Raw genomic sequence first — 25,341 nt, 5'->3', positions numbered from 1 at the left:
CCGCGATCAGTCCCCCCGGGCCTGGCTGCGCAGGAGGTGTTTTTGGATCTTGCCGGTCGACGTCTTCGGGATCTCCGCGAAGACGATCGCGCGCGGCACCTTGTAGCCGGCCAAATGCTGCTTCGCGAAGGCGATCAGCTCCGCCTCCGTGGCACTGGCACCGGGCTTCAACTCGACGAAGGCGAGAGGCGTCTCGCCCCATTTCTCGTCGGGCTTGGCGACCACGCCCACAACCGCGACGGCGGGGTGTTTGTAGAGCGCGTCCTCGACCTCGATGGAGCTGATATTCTCGCCGCCCGAGATGATGATGTCCTTGGAACGATCCCTGATCTGGATATACCCGTCGGGGTACTTCACCGCCAGATCGCCGGTGTGGAACCAGCCCCCCGAAAATGCCGCTTCCGTCGCGGCGCGATCCTTCAGGTAACCCTTCATCACCACATTGCCCTGCATCATCACCTCGCCCATCGTCGCGCCATCGGCGGGCACGGGGCGCATCGCGGCATCCATGACGTCGAGGCCCTCGAGGGCCAGGTAGCGCACGCCCTGGCGTGCCATCAGCGCCGCCTGCTCGGATGCGGGCTTCTCGTCCCAGGCGGCGTGCCATTCATTGACGACGGAGGGGCCGTAGCATTCGGTCAGCCCATAGACGTGGCAGACGGAGAATCCGGCCGCGCGCATCGCAGCCAGCACGGCCTCGGGCGGCGGCGCGCCGGCGGTGATGAACTGGGGCGGGTGGGCCAGCACGCGCTGCTCGGCCTCAGGCGTGGCCAGCATCGTCGCCATCACGATCGGCGCGCCGCACATATGCGTGACGCCATGATCGGCCATCAGCTGCCACAGCGTGGCACCGCGTACCGCGCGCAGGCAGACATGGGTGCCGGCGACCGCACAGACGGTCCAGGGAAAGCACCACCCGTTGCAGTGGAACATCGGCAGCGTCCACAGGTAGACAGGGTGCTTGCCCATGCCCGCCGACAGCACATTGCCGGTTGCGAGCAGCTGCGCGCCGCGATGGTGATACACCACGCCCTTGGGCCGCCCGGTGGTTCCGGAGGTGTAGTTCAAAGCGATCGCATCCCACTCATCGAGTGGCATCAGCCAGGCGAAGTTCTCATCGCCCTCATCGAGCAGCGCCTCGTAGCCGACGCCGCCCAGCGTCGCGCCGTGCGCGGATGCGGGCGCGAGCGCATCATCGACCTCGATGATCAGCGGCGTCGCAGCGCATTGCGCCAGCGCGGCGCGCAGCACCGGCATGAATTCGGTGTCGACGATGATCGCGCGCGCCTCGCCGTGCTCGATGATGTGGGCGATGGTCGCGGCATCGAGGCGGATGTTGATGGCATTGAGCACCGCTCCGGCCATCGGCACGCCGTAATGGCATTCCAACATCTCGGGAATGTTGGGCAGCAGCGCAGCGACCGTGTCGCCGCGCCCGATGCCGTTCGCCGCCAAGGCCGAAGCAAGGCGCACGCAGCGTGCGCGCAGCGTGCGGTAGTCGCGCCGCAGCGCGCCATGGATGACGGCGATGTGGCCAGGGTTCACCGCTGCGGTTCGCTCGAGAAACAGCAGCGGCGTGAGCGGCTGATGGTTCGCCGGGCCGCGTTCGAGCCCCGTCGTGAAATCGACCATGGATCCTCCGTTCAGCGATGTTGCCAGCGCGGCGGGCGCTTCTCGAGGAAGGCGCCGATCCCCTCCGCCGCATCCGCCGCCAGCAGGTTCTCCACCATCGTCGCCGAGGCGACCCGATAGGCCTCGGCCAGCGGTGCGTCGATCTGCGCGTTGAAGGCGCGCTTGCCCATCTGCACCGCGACCGCGGAGCGTTCCGCGATGCCACGCGCAAGGTCCACGGCTTCCTCGAGCGCAGCGCCCTCTCGCACCACGCGGTTCACCAGCCCGATGCGCAGCGCCTCTCCGGCGTCGATCATGGCGCCGGTCAGCAGCATCTCCATGGCCGCCTTGCGCGGCACCGCGCGCGCCAGCGCCACGGCAGGTGTGGAACAGAACAGGCCGATATCTACGCCGGGCGTGCAGAACCGCGCACCTGCGCCGGCCACCGCCAGGTCGCAGGAGGCGACGAGCTGACAGCCCGCCGCGGTCGCGACATGCTCGACCGCCGCGATCACCGGCAGCCGGTGATGGACGATTGCCTGCATCAGCGCACCGCAATCCGCCATCGTCGCGGCGAAGAACCCGGCGCCACCATCGGTATCGGTGCGGTGCGCGGTGATCTCGCGCAGGTCGTGCCCGGCGCAGAAGACCGGCCCTTCGGCCGCGAGCACGATGACGCGCAGGCTCGCCTCGGCGGCGATATCCTCGAGCGCCGAGCGCAGCGTTGCCATCATCGCGCGCGACAGCGCGTTCCGCGCCGCAGCCCGATTGAGCGTCAGCGTCACGACGGCATCTGAGTCGGCGCGCGTGACAAGCGGGGCATGCGGCATGCCGTCGGCCATGATCATCTCCTTCCCGTGGACGCAGTATGCGCCGGGGCGCGCTTCCCGGCCATGGCGACCCGGTTGCCAAACGGATGCTGGCCGCGGCTGCTTCGTTGCGGCATCATCCGGTGCATTCGATATCACAGGATGATGGTGCATGCGGCTGGCGCGTTCTTCCCTCGCTCTCCTCGTGACAGCGACGCTCGGCGCCTGCGCCGCGGGCTATGGCGAGGCCATTCCGGTGGCCTCGCCCGAAGTCGTGGCGCGTGCCGCCGTCGCCCCAGGGCCGCAATGCTCGCCCGAGCAGGCGGCGATGGTGAACGAGGCCCATACGGTGGCGCGCGGCCGTATCCGCGAAGGGCTGCGCTTCCTGGCGGCCACTCCGAACGACCCGCATGTGCGGCTCTGGTTCGGCGACACGCCGCCGAAGGTGATGCGCGAGGTACTGACCCTCACCCTCGCGCGCATGGAACAGCGCAACACCTACACGCTGCATTGCAACGACATGAAGACCTGCTCGCGCGGGCAGATGGGCTACATGCGGCCGGCCGTGCAGACCGTCGGCGTCTGCCCGCCCTTCTTCCGCGCCCGTACGGAGGGCCAGGATTCGAGGTTCGGCATCCTGGTGCATGAATTCTCGCATCTCGCGGCCCGCACCATGGACCATGTCTACCAGCCGCGCGCGGCCCGCCTGCTCGCCAAGACCGACTGGCAGCGCGCCTCCTCCAACGCCGACAACTACGAGTATTTCATCGAGGGCCTGCCGCGCTGATCCGCAGCAGCGCGAGGCTCGCCAAGGCAGACAGGCAAAGGCCCGCCGTGAGCAACAGCGCATGCTGCCCCGCGCGCTCGATCAGCAGGCCGAAGGCGAGCGGGGCGATAGCGACGAGCACGCGCGCGGGCGCCGTCACCAAGCCCTGGCGCAGCCCGTAGCCGACCGGGCCGAACAGCGCGAGCGGCAGGGTGCCGCGCGCGATGGTCAGCATGCCGTTGCCGGCGCCGTGAAGCACCGTGAACACCGCCGCGGCCGGGCCGCCGAAGCTCAGCAGCGCCGCAACGCCGAGCGGGTTCGTCAGCAACGCGAGGCGCGTTGTGAGCAGCGGGTGCATCCGCCGCAGCACCGAGAACTCGACGATCCGCGCGCCGACCTGGGAAAACCCCACCAGCGAGGCCGCGAGGATGGCGCCGGCCGGGCTCGCTCCGGCCGCCAGCAACAGGCCGGGCAGGTGCGCTCCAAGCGCGCTGGCGCAAAAGCCGGCGACCGCGAAGACGAAGGCGAGGATGACGAGCGCGCGGCGTGGCGCCGCACCTTCGGCCGCGGGCTGCGCGGCGGGTGGCGGCGGGGCGCGCGGCACCAGCATGCCATTGACCGGCAGTCCCAGGACCAGGTGCAGCGCGGCCCAGGCGAAGCAGGCGTCGCGCCAGCCAAGGCCCGCATCCAGCGCCGCGGTGACCGGCCAGCCGATGGTGCTGGCGAAGCCTGCGATCAGGGTGATGCCGGTGATGGCGCCGCGCGCCTCGCGCCCATAGAGGCCGGCCAGCGTCGCGAAGGCGGAATCGTAGAGCCCCAGGCTCATCGCGACGCCGAGGACGAGCCATGCGGCGAACAGCATGAAGGGCCCCTGCGTGCAGCCCAGCATCACCAGGCCGGCCGCGAAGACCACGCTGGACATGACCAGCACGTCGCGGCCGCCGCGCCGGTCGATCGCCCGTCCCACCGCGGGGCCGAGGGCGGCGGTGAGCAACAGGGCGGCGGAGAAGGCGGCGAAGACCACCGTCTCTGACACCGCCAGGTCGCGCGCGATCGGGCGTGCGAGGATAGCCGGCAAGTAGTAGCTCGACGCCCAGGCCAGGGTCTGGGTCGTGCCCAGCGCCATGACGACGAGACTGCGCGACGGCTCAGCCACGGCGGACCATGCCTTGGAGCCTCAGCCGATCGCCCGGCCCCGCGCCGCACGGTAGCGCTCGGCGAAGGCGGGGATCACCGCGGGGTTGATGATGCGCGGCGGCATCCGCCCGGCCGCGACGTCGGAGAACGCCTGCGCCGCGATGGAGGTGATCAGCTTGCGGCTCTCATGCGTCACACCCGCCGTGTGCTGCGTCGCGATCACGCGCGGATGGTGCAGCAGGGGGTGATCGGCCGGCGGCGGCTCCTGTTCCCACACGTCGAGCCCGGCGCCGGCGATGTGGCCGGATGCGAGTGCGGCCTCCAGCGCCGCCTCGTCATGAATGGAGCCGCGCGCGGTGGTCACGAAGATCGCGCCCGGCTTCATCGTGGCGAAGGCCTCGGCGTCCATCATGGCGCGGGTTTCGCTAGTGAGTGGGCAGTTCACGCTGATGACATCCGAAGTCGCCAGCATCTCGGCCTTCTCCATCTTCTCCGCGCCGCGCGCGGTCACCGTCGCGGCGTCGAGGTAGGGGTCGCAGGCCAGCACGCGGCAGCGGAAGGCCACGCGCAAAATTTCGGCGACACGAGTGCCGACATTGCCCAGGCCGAACAGCCCCACCGTCTTGCCCAGGATGTCGCGGCCCATGAACGCGTTGCGGTTCGCGGCACCGCCCGCGCGCATCGCGGCATGGCATTCCGGGAAGCGCTTGAGCAGGCCGAGCATCATGCCCACGGCGTGCTCGGCCACGGCCTCCGCATTGCCGCCGGCCTGGTTCACGATGAGCACGCCGGCCCGCGTGCCCGCCTCGGGGTCGATGGTGTCGTAGCCGGCGCCGTAGCTCGCCGCGATCAGCAGGCGCGGCAGCTGCGCCAGCAGCGCGTCGGTGACGTGGAAGGGCTTGGCCAGTTCATCGCGGGACGCCATCACGTAGTAGCCGTCGCACTCCGCCAACGCCGCGAGGATCGCCGCCTCGGGCTGGTCGGCCGCGATGCGCACGATCTCCAGCGCCGGATCCTCTGCCGCCGTCTCCAGGAAGGCCGGGTGCGGCACGAAGTCGATGTAGCCGACGCGGAACGGGGCGTTGGGACGGTGCTCGGACACAGGCGTTTCCTTGGTTCTTCGGTGCGAGTTTCCAGGCAGCGACCGCGCCGCGCAAGCCACTCAGGGCATATAGCTGCCGCCATTGATGTGCATGGTCTGGCCGGTGACCCAGCTTGCCGCGTCTGAGGCGAGGTAGAGCGCGAGCCCCGCGATATCCTCCGGCGTGCCCAGGCGCGGGATGGGCAGCGCGGCCGCCATCGCGACCAGCTCATCCTCGCTGCTGCCGTAGCGCGGCTGCGCGGTGTCGGTGAGGCCGGGCGCGATCGCGTTCACCCGGATGCCGTACGGCGCGAGTGCGAGCGCCATAGCGCGGGTCAGGCCCGCCACACCCGCCTTGGTCGCGCTGTAATGCACGCCCAGCGGCGTGCCGCGCATCGCCTGGGAGGAGAGATTGATGATGCAACCGCGCGTGCCCGCCGCGACCATCGCGCGCGCCGCCGCCTGGGCACAGAAGGCGCTGCCCTTGAGGTTCACGTCATGCACCGCGTCCCAGATGCCTTCGCTCATCTCCAGGAACTCGACGCGCGGGAAGATGCCGGCGTTGTTGACGAGCACATCGATGCCGCCAAGGCCGGCCACGGTATCGACGACGAGCGCCGCACCCTCCGCCACCACGCCGACATCGCCGCGCAGCAGCAGGGCGCGCATGCCGCGCTTTTCCACGGTCTCCGCGACCTCCTTCGCCGCCGCTTCATTGTCGAGCCAGTTGACCGCAACGTCGTAGCCCGCCTGCGCGAAGCCGATCGCGATCGCGCGCCCGATCCCCTGTTGCGCCCCCGTCACCAACGCCACCTTCGCCATGCCAATCTCTCCTCTCGCTGCACCGCCGAAGCATGCCCTTGCCCGGCGCGGCGCGCGATGGTCCCATGCGGCAATCAGGGACGGAACCGCATGAATTCGCTCTTTTCGCTGGAAGGTCGCGTGGCGCTGGTCACCGGAGCCTCCGGCACGCTCGGTGGTCACTTCGCGCGCGTGCTGCATGAGGCCGGCGCGCGCGTGGCTCTGGCCGCGCGGCGCGTCGAGGCGGTGCCGGCGCTCGGGGAGGGCAGCGTCGCGGTCGGGCTCGACGTGACGCAGCCGGACTCCGTCCTCGCCTGCTTCGCCGCTGTCGAGGCGGCGTTCGGCGCGCCCTGCGACATCATCGTGAACAATGCCGGCATCGCGGTGACCAAGCCTGTGCTGCAGATGTCGGCGGCGGACTACGACGGCGTGCTCGACGTCAATCTGCGCGGCTGCTTCCTGGTCGCGCAGGAGGGTGCGCGGCGGCTGGTCGCAGCGAAGGCGGCCGGCAGCATCGTCAACATCGCCTCCATCCTCGGGCTGCGCATCATCCCCGGTGTCGCCGGCTACACCGCCGCCAAGGCCGGGCTGCTGCAGATGACGCGCCAGATGGCGGTGGAGTTCGCGCGCTACGGCATCCGCGTGAACGCCATCGCGCCGGGCTACATCGCCAGCGACATCAACGCCGGCTTCTTCGAGAGCGAGCCTGGCCAGGCGATGCTCAAGCGCGTGCCCCAGCGCCGCCTCGGCACGCCGGACGATCTCACCGGCCCGCTGCTGCTGCTCGCCTCCGCGGCCGGCGCGCACATGACGGGCGCGACCATCACCGTCGATGGCGGCCATTCGATCAACAGCCTCTAGGATTGCGCCATCATGGATTTTTCCCTCTCCCCTGAGGTCGAGGCGCTCCGCGCGCGGGTGCGCCGCTTCGTCGACGAACGGCTGATCCCGCTCGAAGCCGACCGCGCGAATTTCGACGAGCACGAGAACATCGCCCCGGCCGTGCTCGCGCGGCTGCGGCTGGAGGCGAAGGCCGAGGGCATCTGGGCCTTGCAGATGCCGGTCGCACTCGGCGGCGGCGGGCTCACGCGCGTCGGCATGGCGGCCTGCTATGAGGAGATGAATCGCTCCATCTTCGGCCCTGTCGTGTTCAATTCCGCCGCCCCCGATGACGGCAACATGATGATCCTGGAGAAGGTCGGCACGCCGGCGCAAAAGGATCGCTGGCTGATGCCGATCATCCGTGGGGAGGTGCAATCCGCCTTCGCGATGACGGAACCCGATGGCGCGGGCTCCGACCCCTCGCTGACCTATACGAAGGCCGAGCCGGTGGGCAATGACCGCTGGCGGATCACCGGCCGCAAGTGGTTCATCACCGGTGCCGGTAACGCCAAGCACTTCATCCTGATGGCGCGCACGTCGGATGATGAACGCAAGGGCCTGACCGCCTTCCTGTTCCACGCCGACAGCCCGGGCTGGCACATCGTGCGCCGCATCCCGATCATGGGGCCCGAGGAACATGGCGGGCATTGCGAGCTGGTATTCGACGGGCTGGAGATCCCCGACGAGGACCGCCTGATGGGCATCGGCGACGGGCTGAAGGTGACGCAGATCCGCCTGGGCGTCGCGCGCCTCACGCATTGCATGCGATGGCTCGGGCTGGCCAAGCGCTCGCTGGAAATCGCCATGACGCACGTCGCCCAGCGCCAGAGCTTTGGCAAGGTGCTGCTGGACCGGGAGAGCGTGCAGGGCCTGATCGGCCAGGCGGCCATGGACATCCAGACGGGTCGCCTGCTGACGATGCACGCGGCCTGGATGCTGGATCAGGGCTCCTTCGCGAAGAAGGAGGTCTCGATGGCGAAGATCGTCGTCGCCGATGCGCTGCAGCGCTCGGTGGACACGGCGCTCCAATTGCTGGGCGCGAAAGGCTATTCCAAGGACACGGTGATCGAGTGGATCTACCGCTATGCGCGCCAGGCGCGGCTGGTCGATGGCGCCTCCGAGGTGCACCGGATGGTCATCGCCAACACGCTGCGCGCGGAGGGGAGCGGCTTCTTCGCCTGGGGCGGCCCGCATGGATGATGCGCGGCGCGCCGCGGTCGAGGGCTACCTGCGCAGCGTGAGTGGCGATGCGGCGCTGCGCATCGAGGCAGCGTCGCTGCTTTCGGGCGGCGCCATCCAGCAGAACTGGGCGCTTGATGTGGTGCGACATGGCGCACCCGAGGCCTGGGTGCTGCGGACGGACAATGCCGCAACCCTCGCGGTCTCGCTGCCACGAGCGGCCGAGTACGCGCTGCTGCGAGCGGCGCGCGCGGCGGGCGTGACGGTGCCGGAACCTCTCTTCCTGTGCGAGGACCCAGCCATCGCCGGCGCGCCCTTCTTCGTCATGCGACGCGTCGCGGGCGTGGCCGCCGGACACCGTGTGGTGAAAAGCGAGACGCTCGGTGGCGGACGCGCCGCACTGGCCCAGGCGATGGGTCGCGAACTCGCGCGCATCCATTCCATCGCGCCGCCGCGTGATGATCTGGCATTTCTTGGCGCGGCACCCGTGGATGCCGGGCGCGCCTTCATCGCGGCCCAGCGCGAGGCGCTGGATCGCCAGCGTGAGCCGCGACCCGCGCTGGAATGGGGGCTGCGCCACCTCGAACGCACCGCGCCGCCGCCGGTGCCCGCGCGCCTGACCCACAATGACTTCCGCACCGGCAACATCATGGTGGATGATGGCGGGATCACCGCGGTGCTCGATTGGGAATTCGCCGGCTGGGGCGACCCGGCGGCCGATCTCGGCTGGCTCTGCGCGCGCTGCTGGCGTTTCGGCAATGTCGCGCGGGAGGCCGGCGGCATCGGCCCGCGCGCGGCACTCTATGAAGGGTATGGCGCGGTCGAGGATGCCCGCGTGCGCTGGTGGGAACTGGCCGCGCATATCCGCTGGGCGACCATCGCCATCGACCAGGCCGAGCGCCACATCTCCGGTGTCGAGCGCAGCCTGGAGCTGGCGCTCACCGGCCATATCGTGCCGGAGCTGGAGCTCGAAATCCTTCGCATGGTGGAGACCCGCGATGCATGAGCAACCCGATGCCGCGGACCTGCTGGAGACCGCCCGCGCCCTGCTGCTCGCGGAGCTGCTGCCCGCCTTGCCGGCCTCCCACGCCTTTGCCGCGCGCATGATCGCCAATGCGATGGCCATCGCCGCCCGCGCCGCGCGCGACGCGACAGCCTGGCCGGCGCCGCCCGACGCCGCGCTGATCCGGGCCGGCGCCTACGATCCCGGCACTCCGCAGCATGACGAAATCGCCGCCCGCCTCCTCGCCATGGCCCGCGCGCGGTGCGCGGTCTCCAACCCGCGCGCGCTGCGCGACGACTAGTCGGCAGCGCGTTGCGCGACCGCCGCCCGACCGGCCGCGAGGATCTGCTCGGACAATGCCGGGTCATCCACCGCACGGGCCAGGACCATCGCGCCCACCATCGTCGCCGCGACGCCAAGGGCCGCCGCCTCATCGCCGGCTCGGCGTTTTGCGAGCAACCCCGCGATCCGTGACGCCATGCGCCGCACGCCGGCGGTGACGCTTTCGCGCACAGCCCCATCCTGGCGTGCCGCTTCGGCAGCGAGCGTCGCCAGTACGCAGCCGCTGCCTGGCGCATCGCGGTGGCGCGTGGAGAGATAGCTCTCGGCATAAGCCTGGAGATCGGCTGCCTGATCGCTGCGCGCCGCGCTGCCGGCCAGGGCATGGCGCATCGCCTCGCCCGCCAGGCGCTCCTTCGAACCGAACTGGCTGTACAGGCTGCCATGGGTCATCCCCGCCGCCGCGGCTAGGGCATCCACGCCCACGCCGGCGAGCCCGCGTTCGCGGAACAGCCGCGCCGCTTCGTCGAGGATGCGCTCGCGGTTGGCCGCGGCCTGCTGCTTCGAAACCCTCATCGCTCAACCCCATTCGCGGTCGTGTTTTCCCGCTTGACAATATTAGTGGCGTCCGCAATCTAAAGTCAATCATGGCGACCGTAATCAAACGGCCTCCCATCGCCCGAGGTTCGCATGCCCAAAACAACCGCGCTCACCTGCGCCGGCTTCGGCACCGTCACCACTGATCGCTGCAGCCGTTCGCGCGCGACGGCGCTTCGCCTTGCCCGCCCGGAGCGCGCGGCATGAGCGCCGCCGCCCTTGACGCCGCGCCCACCGCTTCGGTCGCCGTCAACCCGCGCACGCGGCTGCTGCTGAACGGACCCATCCTGACAACCTTGCTGCGCCTCGCCTGGCCGAACATGCTGGTCATGCTCGCCCAGGCTTCGGTGGGGCTGATCGAGACCTGGTGGGTCTCCCATCTCGGCCCGGACGCCCTGGCGGGCATCGCCATCGTGTTCCCCGGCTACATGATGATGACCATGATCTCGGCCGGCGCGATGGGCGGCGGTATCGCCTCCGCGATCGCGCGCGCGCTCGGTGGGCGACGCCAGGCGGATGCGGATGCCCTGGTGCTGCACGCGCTGATCATCAACGGCCTGCTCGGCCTCGGCTTCGCCGCGCTGTTCATCGGGTTCGGGCGCTCGATCTACGTCGCCATGGGGGGTGAGGGCGCGGCACTCGAAGCGGCGGTTCGCTATTCGGATGTCGTCTTCGCCGGCGGCCTGCTGCTCTGGATCGGCAATGCGCTGGCGAGCGTGCTGCGCGGCGGCGGCAACATGGCGCTGCCTTCAGCGGCGGTGATCGCGGGCGTGGCCCTTCTCGTGCCGCTCTCGCCGCTGCTGATCTATGGCTGGGGCCCGGTGCCGGCCTTCGGCATCGCCGGCGCCGGCTATGCCGTCATCGCCGGCACGGCGCTGACCGCGGTGGTGCTCGCCTGGGCTGTGCTGTCGGGGCGCAGCATCGCGCGACTGCGGCTGTCGAAGCTGCGGTGGCGGATGTTCGCCGATATCCTCGGGGTCGGCGCCGTTGCCTCAATCAACACGTTGCAGACGACACTGACGGTGGCGCTGACCACCGCCCTCGTCGCGACCGCGAGCGGCACCGAGGGCGTCGCCGGCTACGGTGTCGGCAGCCGCCTGGAATACCTGCTGGTGCCGCTGGTCTTCGGGCTCGGCTCGCCGCTGGTCGCCCTCGTCGGCACCAACGTCGGCGCGGGGCAGCGCGCCCGTGCGCTGCGGGTCGCCATGCTCGGCGGGGCGCTCGCCTTCGGCATCTGCGAGGCGATCGGGGTCGCGGCCGCGATCTGGCCCGAGGCCTGGCTGCGCCTGTTCGGCAATGATCCCACCATGCTGCGCGTCGGCGCTGACTATCTGCGCCGCGTCGGTCCGACCTATGGCTTCTTCGGCCTCGGGCTGGCGCTCTACTTCGCCTCTCAGGGGGCCGGGCGCCTGTTCTGGCCCCTGCTCACCTCCGTGCTGCGCATGCTGATCGCGGTGCTGGGAGGCTGGTTCGCGCTGCGCCTGACAGGGTCGCTGAGCTGGGTCTTCGTGGCCCTTGCGGCGGCAATGGTCGTGTACGGCGTGACGCTCGCCCTGGCGATCGGGCGCGGGGCCTGGTTCAAGGGCCAGTCCTGAAGGGTCCGCCTATCCAGCCCCGTCGAAGCGCGCCAGAATGTTCGCCTTAGGGAGAACAACGCATGGCTTCGGCGCTCGACGGGCTGGTTGTGCTCGATCTCACCCGCGTGGTCGCGGGGCCGCTCGCGGCGATGACCCTGGGCGACCTCGGCGCGGACGTCATCAAGATCGAGCGGCGCGGCGATGGCGATGATCTCCGCGCGCTGGGTCCGCCCTTCGTCACGGGCGGCGAGGACAGCACCTATTTCGTCGCGCTCAATCGCAACAAGCGCTCGCTCTCGCTCGATTTCGCCCGGCCGGAGGGTGCGGCCATCCTCAAGCGCATGGTCGCCAAGGCCGACATCCTCATCGAGAATTTCCGCACCGGCACCCTGGCGCGCTATGGCCTGGGTGCCGACGACCTGCTCGCCGTCAATCCGCGGCTGATCTATTGCTCGGTCACCGGCTTCGGCCAGACGGGGCCTTATGCCGACCGCTCCGGCTACGATTTTGTGGCCCAGGCGATGGCCGGCGTCATGGCCACGACCGGGGAGCCCGATGGCGTGCCCGGCGGTGGCCCGATGCGCGTCAGCATCCCGATCGCGGACATGTTCACCGGGCAATCCGCGACCATTGCCATCCTCGCGGCGATCCGGCACCGCGACGCGACCGGGCAGGGCCAGGCCATCGACGTGAACCTGTTCGAGACGATGACGTCGCTGTTGCAGCACCCGCTCTCCGCCTGGCTGAATGCGGGCTTCCGCGTGCAGCGTACCGGCAACGATGCCTCTGTCGCGGTGCCTTATGGCGTGTTCAATGGCTCCGACGCGAAATTCGTGATTGGCGTGCTGAACGACCGCGAGTTCATCCGCCTCGCGGCCGCGCTCGGCCATCCGGAATGGGCTGAGGATCCGCGCTTCAAGCGCAATCGCGACCGGGTCGCCAATCGCGCCGAGGTGCTGGCGATGATGCGCGACGTGTTGGTCACGCGCACCCGCGTCGAATGGCTGGCCGTGCTGCGCGACGCCAAGATCACCTCCGGCCCGATCAACACGCCCGAGGACATCGCCAACGACCCGCACATCCTTGAGCGCGGCATGATCGTCGAGGTGCCGCACCATCAGGCGGGCAAGGTGCGCGTTGCCGCCAGCCCGCTGCATCTGTCGGTCACGCCGATTAGATATCGCCACGGCATTCCCGCGCCCGGCGAGCACTCCGATGCCATCCTCACCCAGCTCGCCGGCATGGATGCCGCGGAGATCGCGGCCGCGCGTGCCGCGGAGCTGGTGTGATGGAGGGGCTTCGCTTCCCGTTGCGCGACCCGCCACCGGCCGCCGCGCTGCGCGCCCGCCTGCGCGATTTCCTGCGCGAGGCCGGGCGCGACTGGACACCCGAAATCCGTGCGCGATCCTGGATGGGCTTCTCCCGCGAATTTTCCCTCGCCGTCGGGCGCGAGGGGTGGATCGGCATGGGCTGGTCGCGCGATTACGGCGGCCATGACCGCAGCGCGATGGAGCGCCTGATCGTGCTCGAGGAACTGCTCGCCGCTGGTGCGCCCGCCGGCGCGCATTGGATCGGCGACCGACAATCCGGCCCGCTGATCCTGCGCCTGGGCACCGAGGAGCAGCGGCGCACGCTGCTGCCTGGCATCGCGCGCGGCGAACTCGCCTTCTGCATCGGATTGTCGGAGCCTGATTCCGGGAGCGATCTCGCGAGCCTGCGCACGCGGGCGGAGCGTGTGCCCGGTGGGTGGGTGCTCAATGGGCGCAAACTCTGGACCACCTTCGGGCATCTCTGCGACTACATGATCGCGCTGGTGCGCACCTCGCCCGCGCCGGAGAAGGGCGCGCGGCACCAGGGACTGTCGCAGGTGCTGGTCGATCTGCGCGCCTCGGGCATCACCATCCGCCCGATCCGCGACCTCACCGGTGAGGAAGCGTTCAACGAGATCACCTTCGATGATGTGCGCCTGCCCGAGGATGCTCTGATCGGCCAGGAAGGCGCTGGCTGGGCGCAGGCGACGAGCGAGCTGGCCTTCGAGCGCAGCGGGCCGGATCGCATTCTCTCCTCCTATCCGCTGCTCGCCGAGAGTGTGACGGCCCTGCGCGACGACCCCGCCGCCGCGGAGCCGCTGGGGCGTGAGGTCGCGCGGCTGTGGGCGCTGCGTCGGATGTCGCTGTCCATCGCGGGGATGCTGGAGGATGGCGAGGATCCGGTGCGCCAGGCGGCCCTCGTGAAGGACCTCGGCAACAGCTACGAGCAGGCGCTTCCGGGCAACCTCCGCCGCATGGCCGACATGGACACGATGCCCGAGGAAGTGCGCCGCATGCACGCCTACCTCACGCAAGTGGCGCCAACCTTCAGCCTGCGCGGCGGCACGCGCGAGATCATGCGCGGAATCATCGCCAAGGAGCTCGGCCTGCGATGAGCGACACCATGCTTGTCGATCAGGTGACGCGCGCGCTCGCCGAACACTGCGACGCGGCCACGATGCGCGAGGTCGAAGCGCGGCGCTTCCCCAGGCAGGCCTGGGATGCGCTGGCGCCGATGGGGCTGCGACTCGCCCTGGTGCCGGAGGACCAGGGCGGCGCCGGGCTGGGACTGGAGACCGCCGCCGAGCTGTTCATGGCACTCGGCCATCACGGCGCGCCGGTGCCGCTGGCCGAGGACATGGTCGCCGCGATGCTCTTCGCCGCGAGTGGGCTCGAAGTGCCGGAGGATGGCGTGCTGACCTTCGCAGCCGCCGGCGGCACGGTCCCCTGGGGCGCCTTCGCGACGCGCGTCGCCACGGTCCATGGGCGCCGCCTGCACATCTTGGCCGGCGGCATTGCAAATGGCCGCGCCAGCATCTCGGGCGAGCCACGCGACGTGATCGAACATGCGACGACGCTCGCCGAAGTCACCCTGCCCGAATCCTTCGGCGATGGGTCGGCGCGCAGCCTCACGGCGTTGATCCGCGCTGCGCAGATCGCCGGCGCGCTCGGCGCGATCCTCGCCCTCGCCGTGGACTACGCCAATACCCGCGTGCAGTTCGGCCGCCCTATCGGACGCTTCCAGGCCATCCAGCAGCAGCTCGCGGAGTTCGCCGAGGAGAGCGCCTGCGCCTCCGTTGCGGCACGCTCCGCTGCACGCGCGGCCGACAAACGCGGCCTGGCGGGCGCGGCGTTCGAGATCGGCTGCGCGAAGATCATCGCCGGCGAGGCCGCGGGCAAATGTGCCGCCATCGCGCATCAGGTTTTTGCTGCCATCGGCATCACCGAGGATCACAGCCTGCATCACTTCACCCGCCGCCTCTGGTCCTGGCGCGAGGAGGGCGGCACCGAGCGCTTCTGGGCGCAGCGCATCGGCGCCGAAGCCCAGGCGCGCGGCGGCGCGGCACTCTGGCCCGACATCACCGCGCGCGACGAGGGGATTGCTCCATGACTGGCTTCATCATCAGCGAGCGCGAGGGTGGCATCGTCACCCTCACCCTAAACCGGCCGGAAAAGCGCAACGCCATCTCGACGCGCGGCGAATGCGACGAGGTGGTCGATGCCGTCGAAGCCCTGCGGCGCGACGACACGGTGCGCTGCATCATCCTCACCGGTGCGGGCACGTCCTTCTGCGCCGGCGGCGACCTCAAGGGCATGCGCGACCGCACCGGCATCACGCAGGGCGACACGGCGGCGGAGATGCGCGAGAGCTACCGGCGCGGGATCCAGCGCATCCCGCTCGCGCTGTATGAGTTGGACATCCCCACCATCGCCGCGATGAACGGGCCGGCCATCGGCGCGGGGCTTGACCTCGCCTGCATGTGCGACATCCGCATCGCCAGCGAGAAGGCCATCTTTGCCGAGAGTTTCGTGAAGGTCGGCATCGTGCCAGGCGATGGCGGCGCCTTTCTGCTGCCGCGCGTGGTGGGCATGTCGAAGGCGCTAGAGATGTCGCTGACCGGCGAGGCGATCAACGCCGCCGAGGCGCTGGCCTGCGGGCTGGTTTCGCGCGTGGTGGCACCGGATGACCTGCTGCCGACGGCGCGCGCGCTGGCGGAAAAGATTGCGGCCAACCCGCCGCAGGCGGTGCGCCTCACCAAGCGTCTGCTGCGCGAGGGGCAACATCTGCGCCTCTCGACGCTGCTGGAAATGTCGGCCGCCTTCCAGGCGCTGGCGCATGACACACGTGACCATCGCGAGGCCGTCGCCGCCATGTTGGAAAAGCGCGCGCCCAGCTTTGAGGGCCGCTAAAATGGACAGTATTTCGCTCGCCGGCCAGGTCGCCATCGTCACCGGCGCGGGGTCGCGCACCGAGGGTGTGGGCAATGGCCGCGCCACCGCCATCATCCTCGCGCGGCGCGGTGCGCGCGTGCTGCTGATGGATGTCGAGGCGGATTGGATGCGCGCCACGGCGCAAGCCATCGCAGCCGAGGGCGGCACCTCCGCCTCCATCGCCGGCGACGTTACCCGCGCGGCGGATTGCCAGGCAGCTGTGGAGCGCGCGTTGGCCGAATGGGGCAGGCTCGACATTCTCATCAACAATGTCGGCATCTCCGGCCCGCCGGGCAACGCCGTCGATGTGGATCCGGAGGCCTGGGACCACGCGATGCGCGTGAACGTCGCGTCGGTGATGCTGATGTCGAAATACGCGATCCCGGCGATGCGCGTGCAGGGGGCGGGCAACATCGTCAATCTCTCCTCCATCGCCGGGCTGCAGGGCGGCCACAAGGGGCTGCTCTACGCGACCACCAAGGGCGCGATCGTGCAGATGACACGCGCCATGGCCGCGCATCACGGACCGGAGGGCATCCGGGTGAACTGCGTCGCCCCCGGCTACGTCTTCACGCCCATGGTCGCTGTGCGCGGCGTCGACGAGGCAGGCCGCCGCGCGCGCGCCGAGGCCACGCTGCTCAAGACCGAAGGCACCGCCTGGGACGTCGCGGAGGCCATCGCCTGGCTGGTTTCGCCGGCCGCGCGCTGGATCACCGGGCAGACCATTCCCGTCGATGCCGGGACGAGTGCGGGGCAAACGTCGCTGGCCTCGCCCGCCCCCTTGCCCGCGAAGCCCGCGTGACCACGATCCTCGTCGATGCGGACGCGTGTCCCGTACGCGAGGAGATCTATCGCGTCGCCGCGCGGCTCGACCTGCCGCTGGTCCTGGTGACGAACGGCGCGCGCCCGGTGCGGCCGCCGCCGCTGCCCAAGGCCCGCCTGGTCATCGTGAGCGAAGGCGCGGACAAGGCCGATGACTGGATCGCGGATAACGCGACGCCGCAGGATGTCTGCATCACCGCCGACATCCTGCTCGCCGCGCGCTGCCTGGAGAAAGGCGCCCGCGTCATCACCCACAAGGGCCATGAGTTCACGCCGCAGAACATCGGCACCGCGGTCGCCGGGCGAGAGCTGGCGCGGCATCTACGCGAGATGGGGACCGGTGGCGGCGGCCCTGCGCCAATGGCGCAGGCCGATCGGTCTCGCTTTCTCTCCACACTCGACCGCGTGTTGCAGGCCGCGCTCAGAGCCTGAGGTTCATCCGCCGGATCATCACGCCCTCATCCGCGAATTGTCGGCGCGCGAAGGCATCGTATTCGGCGGCCGGCATGAACATCGGCGGCATGTCGAAGCGGTCGAGCACGGATACATGCTGCGGGTCGTCCATCGCCGCGCGGAAGGCTTCCTGCAGCACCCGCACCACGCCTGGATCCATCCCCTTCGGACCCGCGACGCCGTAGGGCGAGGCGGAGACGATATCGATGCCGCTCTCGCGCAGAGTCGGCACGTTGGGGAAGCGCTTGGCGCGCTCCGGCCCCCAGGAGCAGAGCAGACGCAGCTGCCCGGCCTCGACCAGCGGCGTCCAGCCGGAACTGTCGGCCACCGCATGCACCTGGCCGCCGAGCAGCGCGGGCATGTTCTCCGCGATGCCGCGGAACGGCACATGCGTCCACTCGATGCCGCGCTGGCCGGCGATCTGCTCCATCGTGATGTGCAGCGAGGTGCCCACGCCCGGCGATCCGTAGTTCACCACGCCCGGATTGGCCTTCGCGAAATCGAGGAACTCGCCGATCGTGCGCCACGGCGCATCGGCCTTCACCACGATCCCAAACAGGTAGCCGGTCAGGTGCGCGACGTAGGTGAAATCGCTCAGCGGATCGAAGGTCGGGCGCGCCGTCATGTGGGGGTAGCGGAATACGCTGATTGGGATCTGCGCGAGGGTGTAGCCATCCGGCGGCAGGTTCAGCAGCGCCGCGGGACCCAGCGTGCCGCCCGCGCCGGGGCGGTTGTCGGCAATGACCGGCTGGCCGATGCGGCGCGACGTCGCCTCGCAGATCGCGCGCATCTGCACGTCTGTGGTCCCGCCCGCGGCCCAGGGAATGATCATGCGGATCGGCCGGCTGGGAAAGGCGGCCTGCGACAGCGCAGGGCGTGCGAGCGACGTGGCGGCGATCCCCGCGAGGGCCGCGCGGCGGCTGAGGGTGGCGTTGGTCATGGCGTTTCCTTCCCGGCAGTTTGCGCGATTGGCCCTGGTTCGCGTGCGTTGCGCAAGGGGGGTGCGGATGGCTTGACGCAGCCTCGAACGAAGCGCGAACATCCGCCGCATGGACCTGGTTCTCGACGCCCCCGAACGCACCCGCCGCATCCACCGCGCCGCCGCGCGCTTCTGTGCCGCGAATGGCTGGGCGCCGCTCTCCGAGGTGCCACTGCCCAATGGGCGGCGTGCCGATATCCTCGCGCTGCTGCCCGACGGCAGTTTCCGCATCATCGAGGTGAAATCCTGCGCGCGGGACTTTTTGACCGACCGGAAATGGACCGAGTATCGCGACTTCTGCGACGCGCTGCTCTTCGCCGTCGATGCCGATTTCCCGCAGGCGCTGCTGCCCGAGGATGTGGGGCTGATCTGTGCCGCCTCGATGGAGGACTGGGCGCTGCTGCGGCCGCCGCCGGCGCATCCACTCGCGCCCGCGCGGCGGCGTTCGATGCTGTTGCGCTACGCGATGCTGGCGGGCCTGCGCGCCTCTGCGGCGGCGGATCCGGAGGCCGGGCTGCTGGCACGCATGGCGCTGCGCCTGGAATAGACGAACGTCAGTGGATCTTGCCGCGGCCTTCCCTCAGGTCCGCCGCAGCAGGCCGCGCGGCGGAGGTGCGGCACGCCGGCCACCCTCCTCCGGCGTCAGTTGCGCATGGAACATTGCAAGGCCGTCGCGCGCGATGGTGAGGCCGAAGGCCCAGTCCACGCCCGGCGGCGCCTCGCCCGCCTGCACCCGGTAGCCGCTCGTCGTCGCGGCCAGCGCGGTGGCGTTGCGCACGATCGGCGTCACCTCCGCACCCTCCCGCGCGCGCGCGAGCGCAAGCTGCGCGGTGAAGGCGAGTGCGAGCCCCGGATCGGCATCGCGGAAGAACACCGAGCAGCTCTGCGCCGTGACCGAGAAGGCGAGGCCGAGCCCGACGCGCCCATCCTCATTTGCGAGGCCGTAGAGGCGCAGCGCCTCGGGCCGGGACTCATTGCCTTCGAGGTCGGCGCCCATCTGGTGCAGATTGCGCACCTCGGCCTGGCGCTCGAGCGCTTCCGGCGCGCCGAGATGGCGCACGCAGACGTCCACGAACAGCGCATGACCCGCCGCGGTGCGCTCGATGGCGAAGGCATCCGGCTCGCGCGGTGCGGTGGCGCAGCCGGCGAGCAGCATGACGACGAAGAGACCTCTGAACATGCGCACGCTCCGGGGCGAGACGGATGGTAAGGACGCCGTGGCCACGAAATCAACCACCATGTTGCCGTGCGAGAAAGCGCCGCGCATCGCTGGCGTTTACCGCACCCTCGGGCATCCGACCGGCCGCGAGCGCGGCCACCTGGCGCACCGTGTCCATGGCCTGATGCTCCGCCGCCTCGCGTGTCAGCCCGGCGATGTGCGGCGTTGCGATCACGTCATGGCGACAGGCCAGGCGCGCGGCCGGGCGCTGGTCCATCGCGCGACCGACATCGAGCGCGGCACCGGCGAGATGACGACCCTCGAGCGCGGCTTCCAGGGCCGCGTCATCGACCAGCTGGCCGCGTGCGAGGTTCACGAAATACGCTCCGCGCTTCATCGCCGCGAAGGCAGCCGCGCCGAACAGGTTCTCGGTCTGCGGCAGCGCGGGCGCGAGGCAGACGGCGATGTCGCTCTCCGCCAGCAGCGCGTGGAAGGCCACGCTTTCTGCCAGCGCCGGATCGTTGATGAGCACGCGCATCCCCATCGCTCGCGCAATCGCGGCCAGGCGCTGCCCGATGCGCCCATGCCCCACGATGCCGAGTGTCGCGTGGCTGAGCTGCAGCCCCATGCGCCCCTCCGGCTCGCGCCCCGCGCGATAGGCGCCGGCGGCGTCGGTGATGCCGCGCACCAGATCCACGATCAGCCCGATACCCAGCTCCGCCACGGCATCGACGAAGCCCGGCGTCGCCTGCGTGACCAGCACGCCGGCGGCCGAGGCGGCCGCGACATCGATTGTGCTGATATCGACCGCGCAGCGATGGAAGGCGATGAGGTCCGGCACATGCGCAAACGTCTCCGCCGTTCCAGGCGTGGCCCGGTCCGCGATGATCGCCTGGCAGCCGGCCGCCGCATCGGCCAGCGCTCGGCCAACGAGCGCGGCGCCGGTGGTGTTGCGCACCACCTCGGCATGTTCGCGCAGCCCCGCAAGTGCCCGTTCCCCGTAATAGCCCTCGAACATTGGTTGCGTGTGGGCGAGGAAAACACGAAGCGTCATGGCGGGGCATCCAGCGCATCGGCAAGGCGCGCGATGGTTTCAGGAGGCAGCTTGCGGATCGTCGCGGCGAGGCGATTGGCGAATTCGGTGGCCTCCGGCGACAGCCCCGCCGTGTCCAGCGTCACGCGCGGATGCGAGAGGCGCGCCAGGCGCGACAACTCCTCCGCATCATCCCAGATCAGGCCGAAGAACTCGTTCACTTGGTGCACCAGGCCCGCCGAAGGCCGGCCACGCCGGCCATGCTCCAGCGCCGAAAGATAAGCTGAGGACACCTGCACGGCCGAGGCGAGGTCGGCGAGCTTCACGCCGCGCTGCTCGCGCAACGCCCGCAGCCGCGCGCCGAACGGTGTCACGCGCGCGGCCGCCGCAAAAGCAGATGCACGGCGCCGCTGCCGGCGCGGTGAGGATGCGCGGCACCCAGCACCAGCGGCCGCAGATCCGGCGCATTCAGCCAATGCGGAAACTCGCGCCGCAGCACCCCACCCTCGACCCGGTCCCCCTTGCCCGTCACCACGCACACGCAGCGCACGCCATCGGCCAGCGCCGCGGCGAGAAAGGCGCGCACCGCCCCATGCGCCTCCTGTGCGCGCTGCCCATGAAGGTCGAGCGTGCGCTCCGGCCGCAGCTTGCCGCGCCGCAACGCCGCCCACCGCCGCGCATCCAACCCGGCCGGCGCGGTGCCCACCGTGATCACCGGTGCATGCTGCATGCGCATCGGCGGCGGCGGTGCCGCTTGCGCCTTCGCGGGCGCCGGTGGCGTCACGTCGGCCGCAATGACCGGCGGCACATCCGGCCGCGCTCGCCCCCGCAGCGGGGCAACATGCGCTGCATAATTCGCCCAAAGCGCGCGATCCGCCTCGCTCAATCCACGCTTCTTCAGGCGCCCGGACATTCGCGCTCAGATCGCCGCCGCATCGTCGTCGAGCAGGATGATGTGCAGCCGGCGGGGGCCATGCGCGCCCAGTTCCAGCGTCTGCTCTATATCCGCGCTGCGCGACGGGCCGGTCACGAACATCACGTTGCGCGGCATGCCCTCGCCACGCGCCCGCAGCCGGTCCCAAGCATCTTCATACGGCCCGACGATCGCACTCGCGCGCAGCAGAACCACTGCCGTATCCGACAACAGGTTCAACGTCGTCGGCCGCGTCGGCTCCGACGGCAACATCAGCGTCCCCGTCTCGGCAACCCCGGCAAACCCATGCGTGAGCGACACCAGATCCGTCGCCTCCGCCCGCCGCGCCTCGAACGCCAGCAACGGCGCGCGATCCCACGGCAGCGCTTGCAACTCCGGATGCGGCGCCATCACAAAACGCGACGGCAAATTCTGCGCGGCGAGATACTGCGCGAGCGACGCCGGAACATCGGTCGCTTCCGCCACGCGCTCCACCGTGCCGAACTCCTTCTCCACATTGTGGATGAACAGCGCGACCTGCGCCGGGCGCGGGAGCTGCGAGCGCGCGGGAATGAGATGGCGCGGCGGATGCGCCATGCGGGCACGGAGCATGGCCTGCTGGTCCTGGGGGAGAGGACCACGATGGAGGCCGCGACGGATGGCGGAGAGGATGGCGTCCTTGGACATCTAGGCGGTGGCTCCGAAGACCGGGGGAAATGAATTTCCCCCAGACCCCCATTCTTTTATATTTATCTTCTGGTTCTTGGTGTGAAGGCAGTGCTGCGTCTTGGCGCTCGGTGCAGCTGGCCCACGAGCAGCAATGCAAATTTCTGGGTCCAGGTTGGAAAGGCGCACTCGTCGATCAGATGCGGTGCTGGATGCGCAGTCGGCCCTAATGAACCCAGTACCGCCTGCGCAACCAGCACCAGTAGCCAAAAATAAAAGAATGGGGGTCTGGGGGAAATTCATTTCCCCCGGCCTTGCTTCTGCTTTGCCTTGTAGCGCGCCATGAACGTCCCGCCTTCCGGCACTGGCAGGTCCCGCCCTTCCGTCCACCCTCCGGCCAGCGGCAGAGAGGTGAACGCACCCTTTCCCCGCCCTAGCAGGCGCAGTGCGCCAACGCCGATACGTGTTGCCATCCGGTACATCCCCGGGCGTTTCGCGAACCACCCCCACACGCCCAGCCCGCGCCGCATCGAGCTCGGCGTGAGGTGGCGTTCGAACTCGCGTTCGCGCCAGTGGCGCATCATCTTGGGCAGTGGGATTTTCACCGGGCAGACGGCTTCGCACTTGCCGCAGAAGGTGGATGCGTTGGGCAGGTTGGCGGTCTTCTCGATGCCGGCCAGCGAGGGCGTGAGCACGCTGCCCATCGGCCCGGGGTAGACCCAGCCATAGGCGTGGCCGCCGATGGCGCCATAGACGGGGCAGTGGTTCATGCACGCGGCGCAGCGGATGCAGCGCAGCATCTCCTGGAATTCGGTGCCCATCATGTTGGAGCGGCCGTTGTCGATGAGGACGACGTGGTAGGCGGCGGGGCCGTCGAGGTCGGGGGCGCGTTTCGGGCCGGTGGAGAAGGTCGTGTAGACGGAAAAATCCTGCCCAGTGGCGCTGCGCGCGAGCAGGCGCAGCAGCGAGGTCGCGTCTTCGAGCGTGGGGACCACTTTCTCGATGCTGGCGAGCGCGATGTGCACGCGCGGCAGCGTCTGGGTCAGATCGCCATTGCCTTCGTTGGTGACGATGACGCTGCTGCCGGTCTCGGCGATGAGGAAATTCGCGCCGGTGATGCCGACATCGGCGGCGAGGAACTTTGCCCGCAGGCGGGTGCGCGCCTCAGAGAGGATGTCGCGGCGTTCGGCGAAGACGCGGTCGGCGGGCAGGTCAGTGTGGGCGCGGCGGAAATCGGCTTCCCAGTCTTCGCGGTTCAGATGGAAGGCGGGGGCGATGATGTGGGAGGGGTGCTCGTGGCGGAGCTGGAGGATGTATTCGCCGAGGTCCGTCTCGATCGGCGCGATGCCGTTGGCCTCGAGGTGGTCGTTGATGCCGAGCTCCTCGGAGATCATCGACTTCCCCTTGGTGACGGTACGGGCCCCGGCGTCCTGGCAGATGGCGAGCACGGTGGCGCGGGCTTCGTCGGCGGTGGAGCACCAGTGCACGACACCACCCGCGGCCTCGACCTTGGCGGCGAAGGCCTCGAGGTAGAAATCGAGGTTGGCCAGCGTGTGGTTCTTGATGTCGCGGCCGATGTCGCGCAGAGCCTCGAATTCCGGCAGGGCGGCGACGGCGGCGGCGCGGCGCTGCAGAAATGCTCCCTTGGCGGTGCCGAGCGCCTTCTGCAGCCCGGCATCGGCCATGGCGCGATGGGCGTTGGTCTTGAAGGCGGGCGAGGTCAGCTGCACCACGGCACGGATTCCACGAGGCGGTTGCGTTGCAATGTAGCGCGAAGCGGCCCGACAGCGAGAGCCCGGCCTGGCGCATCCGGCGCCGCGGCCGCTTCGTAGGGCTTGCGGCGCGTCGCCCGCCGGGGGACAAGGCGCCGGTATAAGAACACCACCGGAGATTCGCGCCCGTGATCACCCGCCGCAGCCTGGTCCTTTCGGCCAGCACCGCCGCCCTGCTCTCCGCCTGCACCGCCGGCGAGGATATCCGCGCCGATGGCTCGCGGCCGCTGCTGACGCTCATGGAGGCGCAGCCGGAACTGAGCGATTTCCGCCGCGCCCTCGGCCGCGCCGGGCTCGACACGTTGCTGGCCGGCGACGGGCCCTTCACGGTCTTCGCGCCGACCAATGCCGCCTTCGCGGCCGCCCCGCAGGCGATGCGCGAAGGCAATGCCGACGCGCTGCGCAACCTGATCGCGATGTCGCGCCTCAGCCTGGCCTCCATCCAGGCGCGCCAGGGCCGCATCCGCATGGCAAGTGGGATCGAGATCCGCACGGTCGGCGGCACGCCGCAGCAGCCGCGCATCCAGGCGGCCCGCGAAGGCGGGGTGCCCTCGGGCGCCTCGGGCAGCATCACGCGGCCGAACCTGCTGGCGCGCAACGGCATGATCCACGTGATCGATGCCGTGCTGGTCCCGACGGCCTAGAAAAAGCCGGGTTCGTCCCAGGCGGCGCTGACCAGCGCGCCGCTGGTGGAGAGCGTGATGAAGCCGGTGCGAAGGTCCGGCCCGCCGAAGCAGAAATTGGTGGGCATGCGCTCGGGCATGGTCACCTGGCGCAGGATCTCGCCCGTGGGTGAGACGGTGGTGATTTCCCCGCTCACCAGCGTGGCGACGGTGATGTTGCCGGAGGCCGCTACGGCCAGGCTGTCCAGCCGCCGGAAGCCGGGGAATTGGGTGAGCAGGCGGGCGCCGTTGGGGCTCGGCCAGGGGTCCTTGCGAAGCTGGCCGGGACCTTCGACATCCCAGGCCCAGAGACGACCGGTCTCCGTCTCCGCCACGTAGAGCACGCTGCCGTCTGGGCTCAGCCCAATGCCGTTCGCCCCGCCGGGGACCGGGAAGGCGGCCTCGATGATGCGACTACCGTCGAGCGCCGCCCAGTACACGCCGCCATGGTCGCGGTCGCGCGCGCGCACCTTGCCGAGGTCCGAGAACCAGCAGCCGCCGCGCGGGTCCATCACGATGTCGTTGGGGCCACGCAGCGGGTTGGCGTCGCAGCTTTCGTAGAGGCGGGTGACGGCGCCGGTCGCGGGGTCGATGCGCTCGATGCGGCCGGTGACGTAGTCGGGCGCCTGGCCGATGGGGCGGATGAAGCCCGGCTCCTCGTGCCAGGCGAAGCCGCCATTGTTGCAGACGTACAGCATGCCGTCGGGGCCCAGCGCCATGCCGTTCGGGCCATCGCCGGGGGTTGCGATGGTGCTGACGGTACCGTCGGGTGCGACGCGGGTGATGCGGCCGATCGCGATCTCGACGAGGGCGATGGAGCCGTCCGGCATGGCGACCGGGCCTTCGGGAAATTTCAGGCCGGTCGCGAGCGTGGTGAGCGGGATGGTCTCTGGCATGGCGCGGTCCTCCGTGATTTTGC

General features: G+C 70.0%; 28 protein-coding genes. 14 read left to right on the top strand and 14 right to left on the bottom strand.

Annotated features, from left to right (window positions below):
• Window positions 1-6 precede the first annotated feature (6 nt).
• A complete protein-coding gene (locus tag GXW79_RS19415) occupies window positions 7-1,632 on the bottom strand; it encodes an acyl-CoA synthetase (RefSeq protein WP_211876102.1) in 1,626 nt (541 codons plus the stop codon).
• Between the two features lie 11 nt (window positions 1,633-1,643).
• Window positions 1,644-2,453, bottom strand: coding sequence for an enoyl-CoA hydratase (locus GXW79_RS19410; protein ID WP_211876101.1), 810 nt, complete (start codon window positions 2,451-2,453; stop codon window positions 1,644-1,646).
• Between the two features lie 139 nt (window positions 2,454-2,592).
• On the opposite strand from GXW79_RS19410, the gene GXW79_RS19405 reads away from it, so the two are divergent.
• Window positions 2,593-3,207 carry a M35 family metallopeptidase gene (locus tag GXW79_RS19405; protein WP_211876100.1) on the top strand — a complete coding sequence of 205 codons (615 nt, stop codon included), beginning with the start codon at window positions 2,593-2,595 and terminating at the stop codon, window positions 3,205-3,207.
• Here GXW79_RS19405 and GXW79_RS19400 read toward each other — a convergent pair.
• The 3 genes from GXW79_RS19400 to GXW79_RS19390 are packed head-to-tail and all read right to left on the bottom strand — an operon-like array spanning window position 3,185 to window position 6,226.
• Window positions 3,185-4,342 carry an MFS transporter gene (locus GXW79_RS19400; protein ID WP_367614973.1) on the bottom strand — a complete coding sequence of 386 codons (1,158 nt, stop codon included), beginning with the start codon at window positions 4,340-4,342 and terminating at the stop codon, window positions 3,185-3,187. The two genes, GXW79_RS19405 and GXW79_RS19400, sit on opposite strands and share 23 nt — an antisense overlap.
• 21 nt (window positions 4,343-4,363) lie before the next feature.
• Complete coding sequence (locus GXW79_RS19395) at window positions 4,364-5,425, bottom strand: NAD(P)-dependent oxidoreductase (RefSeq protein ID WP_367614972.1); 1,062 nt, start codon at window positions 5,423-5,425, stop codon at window positions 4,364-4,366.
• Between the two features lie 60 nt (window positions 5,426-5,485).
• A complete protein-coding gene (locus GXW79_RS19390; RefSeq protein WP_211876099.1) occupies window positions 5,486-6,226 on the bottom strand; it encodes an SDR family NAD(P)-dependent oxidoreductase in 741 nt (246 codons plus the stop codon).
• A gap of 90 nt (window positions 6,227-6,316) precedes the next feature.
• Here GXW79_RS19390 and GXW79_RS19385 point away from each other — a divergent pair, with 90 nt between their 5' ends.
• The 4 genes from GXW79_RS19385 to GXW79_RS19370 are packed head-to-tail and all read left to right on the top strand — an operon-like array spanning window position 6,317 to window position 9,570.
• Complete coding sequence (locus GXW79_RS19385; protein WP_211876098.1) at window positions 6,317-7,066, top strand: SDR family NAD(P)-dependent oxidoreductase; 750 nt, start codon at window positions 6,317-6,319, stop codon at window positions 7,064-7,066.
• A gap of 12 nt (window positions 7,067-7,078) precedes the next feature.
• Window positions 7,079-8,287 carry an acyl-CoA dehydrogenase family protein gene (locus tag GXW79_RS19380; RefSeq protein ID WP_211876097.1) on the top strand — a complete coding sequence of 403 codons (1,209 nt, stop codon included), beginning with the start codon at window positions 7,079-7,081 and terminating at the stop codon, window positions 8,285-8,287.
• Window positions 8,280-9,272 carry a phosphotransferase family protein gene (locus GXW79_RS19375; protein WP_211876096.1) on the top strand — a complete coding sequence of 331 codons (993 nt, stop codon included), beginning with the start codon at window positions 8,280-8,282 and terminating at the stop codon, window positions 9,270-9,272. The genes GXW79_RS19380 and GXW79_RS19375 overlap by 8 nt, the downstream gene beginning before the upstream one ends.
• Window positions 9,265-9,570 (top strand): hypothetical protein, encoded by a 306-nt coding sequence (locus tag GXW79_RS19370; protein WP_211876095.1) that lies wholly within the window; start codon window positions 9,265-9,267, stop codon window positions 9,568-9,570. Before GXW79_RS19375 ends, GXW79_RS19370 begins: the two co-directional genes overlap by 8 nt.
• Here GXW79_RS19370 and GXW79_RS19365 read toward each other — a convergent pair.
• Window positions 9,567-10,124, bottom strand: a complete 558-nt coding sequence (locus GXW79_RS19365) for a TetR/AcrR family transcriptional regulator (protein WP_211876094.1) — start codon at window positions 10,122-10,124, stop codon at window positions 9,567-9,569. The two genes, GXW79_RS19370 and GXW79_RS19365, sit on opposite strands and share 4 nt — an antisense overlap.
• Before the next feature lie 224 nt (window positions 10,125-10,348).
• Here GXW79_RS19365 and GXW79_RS19360 point away from each other — a divergent pair, with 224 nt between their 5' ends.
• The 7 genes from GXW79_RS19360 to GXW79_RS19330 all read left to right on the top strand — a co-directional run bounded on the left by GXW79_RS19360 (window position 10,349) and on the right by GXW79_RS19330 (window position 17,217).
• Window positions 10,349-11,740, top strand: coding sequence for an MATE family efflux transporter (locus tag GXW79_RS19360; RefSeq protein WP_211876093.1), 1,392 nt, complete (start codon window positions 10,349-10,351; stop codon window positions 11,738-11,740).
• Window positions 11,741-11,802: 62 nt separating this feature from the next.
• The gene (locus tag GXW79_RS19355; RefSeq protein WP_211876092.1) at window positions 11,803-13,011 is read left to right on the top strand and encodes a CaiB/BaiF CoA transferase family protein; all 1,209 of its coding nucleotides are present in this window, start codon (window positions 11,803-11,805) and stop codon (window positions 13,009-13,011) included.
• Window positions 13,011-14,147 carry an acyl-CoA dehydrogenase family protein gene (locus GXW79_RS19350; protein WP_211876091.1) on the top strand — a complete coding sequence of 379 codons (1,137 nt, stop codon included), beginning with the start codon at window positions 13,011-13,013 and terminating at the stop codon, window positions 14,145-14,147. Before GXW79_RS19355 ends, GXW79_RS19350 begins: the two co-directional genes overlap by 1 nt.
• Window positions 14,144-15,142: an acyl-CoA dehydrogenase family protein gene (locus GXW79_RS19345; protein WP_211876090.1), complete on the top strand. Its 999-nt coding sequence runs from the start codon at window positions 14,144-14,146 to the stop codon at window positions 15,140-15,142. Before GXW79_RS19350 ends, GXW79_RS19345 begins: the two co-directional genes overlap by 4 nt.
• Window positions 15,139-15,942 (top strand): crotonase/enoyl-CoA hydratase family protein, encoded by an 804-nt coding sequence (locus tag GXW79_RS19340; protein ID WP_211876089.1) that lies wholly within the window; start codon window positions 15,139-15,141, stop codon window positions 15,940-15,942. Before GXW79_RS19345 ends, GXW79_RS19340 begins: the two co-directional genes overlap by 4 nt.
• Before the next feature lies 1 nt (window position 15,943).
• A complete protein-coding gene (locus GXW79_RS19335; RefSeq protein WP_211876088.1) occupies window positions 15,944-16,765 on the top strand; it encodes an SDR family NAD(P)-dependent oxidoreductase in 822 nt (273 codons plus the stop codon).
• The gene (locus GXW79_RS19330; protein WP_211876087.1) at window positions 16,762-17,217 is read left to right on the top strand and encodes a YaiI/YqxD family protein; all 456 of its coding nucleotides are present in this window, start codon (window positions 16,762-16,764) and stop codon (window positions 17,215-17,217) included. The genes GXW79_RS19335 and GXW79_RS19330 overlap by 4 nt, the downstream gene beginning before the upstream one ends.
• On the opposite strand, the gene GXW79_RS19325 is transcribed toward GXW79_RS19330, so the two are convergent.
• The gene (locus GXW79_RS19325) at window positions 17,207-18,178 is read right to left on the bottom strand and encodes a Bug family tripartite tricarboxylate transporter substrate binding protein (RefSeq protein WP_211876086.1); all 972 of its coding nucleotides are present in this window, start codon (window positions 18,176-18,178) and stop codon (window positions 17,207-17,209) included. The genes GXW79_RS19330 and GXW79_RS19325 overlap by 11 nt on opposite strands.
• A 109-nt stretch (window positions 18,179-18,287) precedes the next feature.
• On the opposite strand from GXW79_RS19325, the gene GXW79_RS19320 reads away from it, so the two are divergent.
• Window positions 18,288-18,764: an MmcB family DNA repair protein gene (locus GXW79_RS19320; protein ID WP_211876085.1), complete on the top strand. Its 477-nt coding sequence runs from the start codon at window positions 18,288-18,290 to the stop codon at window positions 18,762-18,764.
• Window positions 18,765-18,797: 33 nt separating this feature from the next.
• On the opposite strand, the gene GXW79_RS19315 is transcribed toward GXW79_RS19320, so the two are convergent.
• The 6 genes from GXW79_RS19315 to GXW79_RS19290 form a co-directional block, all read right to left on the bottom strand.
• Window positions 18,798-19,397, bottom strand: a complete 600-nt coding sequence (locus tag GXW79_RS19315) for an NMCC_0638 family (lipo)protein (protein WP_211876084.1) — start codon at window positions 19,395-19,397, stop codon at window positions 18,798-18,800.
• A 49-nt stretch (window positions 19,398-19,446) separates the two neighbouring features.
• A complete protein-coding gene (locus tag GXW79_RS19310) occupies window positions 19,447-20,430 on the bottom strand; it encodes an NAD(P)-dependent oxidoreductase (protein ID WP_211876083.1) in 984 nt (327 codons plus the stop codon).
• Window positions 20,427-20,783, bottom strand: a complete 357-nt coding sequence (locus GXW79_RS19305; RefSeq protein ID WP_211876082.1) for a helix-turn-helix domain-containing protein — start codon at window positions 20,781-20,783, stop codon at window positions 20,427-20,429. The genes GXW79_RS19310 and GXW79_RS19305 overlap by 4 nt, the downstream gene beginning before the upstream one ends.
• The gene (locus GXW79_RS19300; RefSeq protein ID WP_246504143.1) at window positions 20,780-21,295 is read right to left on the bottom strand and encodes a Smr/MutS family protein; all 516 of its coding nucleotides are present in this window, start codon (window positions 21,293-21,295) and stop codon (window positions 20,780-20,782) included. Before GXW79_RS19300 ends, GXW79_RS19305 begins: the two co-directional genes overlap by 4 nt.
• A 33-nt stretch (window positions 21,296-21,328) precedes the next feature.
• Window positions 21,329-22,009, bottom strand: coding sequence for a LutC/YkgG family protein (locus GXW79_RS19295; RefSeq protein WP_211876080.1), 681 nt, complete (start codon window positions 22,007-22,009; stop codon window positions 21,329-21,331).
• Window positions 22,010-22,287: 278 nt separating this feature from the next.
• Window positions 22,288-23,721 carry a lactate utilization protein B gene (locus tag GXW79_RS19290; RefSeq protein WP_456315838.1) on the bottom strand — a complete coding sequence of 478 codons (1,434 nt, stop codon included), beginning with the start codon at window positions 23,719-23,721 and terminating at the stop codon, window positions 22,288-22,290.
• Between the two features lie 167 nt (window positions 23,722-23,888).
• Between GXW79_RS19290 and GXW79_RS19285 the strand changes: the two genes are divergently transcribed.
• Window positions 23,889-24,404, top strand: a complete 516-nt coding sequence (locus tag GXW79_RS19285) for a fasciclin domain-containing protein (protein WP_211876079.1) — start codon at window positions 23,889-23,891, stop codon at window positions 24,402-24,404.
• Here the strand turns inward: GXW79_RS19285 and GXW79_RS19280 are convergent.
• Entirely contained in the window at window positions 24,401-25,318 is a 918-nt protein-coding gene (locus GXW79_RS19280) for an SMP-30/gluconolactonase/LRE family protein (protein ID WP_211876078.1), read from the bottom strand. The genes GXW79_RS19285 and GXW79_RS19280 overlap by 4 nt on opposite strands.
• Window positions 25,319-25,341 lie beyond the last annotated feature (23 nt).

It is taken from the genome of Plastoroseomonas arctica (assembly GCF_018128965.1).
GTDB lineage: Bacteria > Pseudomonadota > Alphaproteobacteria > Acetobacterales > Acetobacteraceae > Plastoroseomonas > Plastoroseomonas arctica.
The sequence above is the reverse complement of the archived record's forward strand: the minus strand, read 5'-3'. Positions and strand labels throughout refer to the sequence as shown.

What these genes read in the sequence shown, in the direction of transcription:
- GXW79_RS19360 (WP_211876093.1), top strand. Translation starts at nt 10,349, where the DNA reads ATGAGCGCCGCCGCCCTTGACGCCGCGCCCACCGCTTCGGTCGCCGTC.
- GXW79_RS19355 (WP_211876092.1), top strand. Translation starts at nt 11,803, where the DNA reads ATGGCTTCGGCGCTCGACGGGCTGGTTGTGCTCGATCTCACCCGCGTG.
- GXW79_RS19310 (WP_211876083.1), bottom strand. Translation starts at nt 20,430, where the DNA reads ATGACGCTTCGTGTTTTCCTCGCCCACACGCAACCAATGTTCGAGGGC.
- GXW79_RS19280 (WP_211876078.1), bottom strand. Translation starts at nt 25,318, where the DNA reads ATGCCAGAGACCATCCCGCTCACCACGCTCGCGACCGGCCTGAAATTT.
- GXW79_RS19385 (WP_211876098.1), top strand. Translation starts at nt 6,317, where the DNA reads ATGAATTCGCTCTTTTCGCTGGAAGGTCGCGTGGCGCTGGTCACCGGA.
- GXW79_RS19380 (WP_211876097.1), top strand. Translation starts at nt 7,079, where the DNA reads ATGGATTTTTCCCTCTCCCCTGAGGTCGAGGCGCTCCGCGCGCGGGTG.
- GXW79_RS19410 (WP_211876101.1), bottom strand. Translation starts at nt 2,453, where the DNA reads ATGGCCGACGGCATGCCGCATGCCCCGCTTGTCACGCGCGCCGACTCA.
- GXW79_RS19415 (WP_211876102.1), bottom strand. Translation starts at nt 1,632, where the DNA reads ATGGTCGATTTCACGACGGGGCTCGAACGCGGCCCGGCGAACCATCAG.
- GXW79_RS19340 (WP_211876089.1), top strand. Translation starts at nt 15,139, where the DNA reads ATGACTGGCTTCATCATCAGCGAGCGCGAGGGTGGCATCGTCACCCTC.
- GXW79_RS19365 (WP_211876094.1), bottom strand. Translation starts at nt 10,124, where the DNA reads ATGAGGGTTTCGAAGCAGCAGGCCGCGGCCAACCGCGAGCGCATCCTC.
- GXW79_RS19320 (WP_211876085.1), top strand. Translation starts at nt 18,288, where the DNA reads ATGGACCTGGTTCTCGACGCCCCCGAACGCACCCGCCGCATCCACCGC.
- GXW79_RS19405 (WP_211876100.1), top strand. Translation starts at nt 2,593, where the DNA reads ATGCGGCTGGCGCGTTCTTCCCTCGCTCTCCTCGTGACAGCGACGCTC.
- GXW79_RS19335 (WP_211876088.1), top strand. Translation starts at nt 15,944, where the DNA reads ATGGACAGTATTTCGCTCGCCGGCCAGGTCGCCATCGTCACCGGCGCG.
- GXW79_RS19390 (WP_211876099.1), bottom strand. Translation starts at nt 6,226, where the DNA reads ATGGCGAAGGTGGCGTTGGTGACGGGGGCGCAACAGGGGATCGGGCGC.
- GXW79_RS19350 (WP_211876091.1), top strand. Translation starts at nt 13,011, where the DNA reads ATGGAGGGGCTTCGCTTCCCGTTGCGCGACCCGCCACCGGCCGCCGCG.
- GXW79_RS19325 (WP_211876086.1), bottom strand. Translation starts at nt 18,178, where the DNA reads ATGACCAACGCCACCCTCAGCCGCCGCGCGGCCCTCGCGGGGATCGCC.
- GXW79_RS19295 (WP_211876080.1), bottom strand. Translation starts at nt 22,009, where the DNA reads ATGTCCAAGGACGCCATCCTCTCCGCCATCCGTCGCGGCCTCCATCGT.
- GXW79_RS19345 (WP_211876090.1), top strand. Translation starts at nt 14,144, where the DNA reads ATGAGCGACACCATGCTTGTCGATCAGGTGACGCGCGCGCTCGCCGAA.
- GXW79_RS19315 (WP_211876084.1), bottom strand. Translation starts at nt 19,397, where the DNA reads ATGTTCAGAGGTCTCTTCGTCGTCATGCTGCTCGCCGGCTGCGCCACC.
- GXW79_RS19370 (WP_211876095.1), top strand. Translation starts at nt 9,265, where the DNA reads ATGCATGAGCAACCCGATGCCGCGGACCTGCTGGAGACCGCCCGCGCC.
- GXW79_RS19375 (WP_211876096.1), top strand. Translation starts at nt 8,280, where the DNA reads ATGGATGATGCGCGGCGCGCCGCGGTCGAGGGCTACCTGCGCAGCGTG.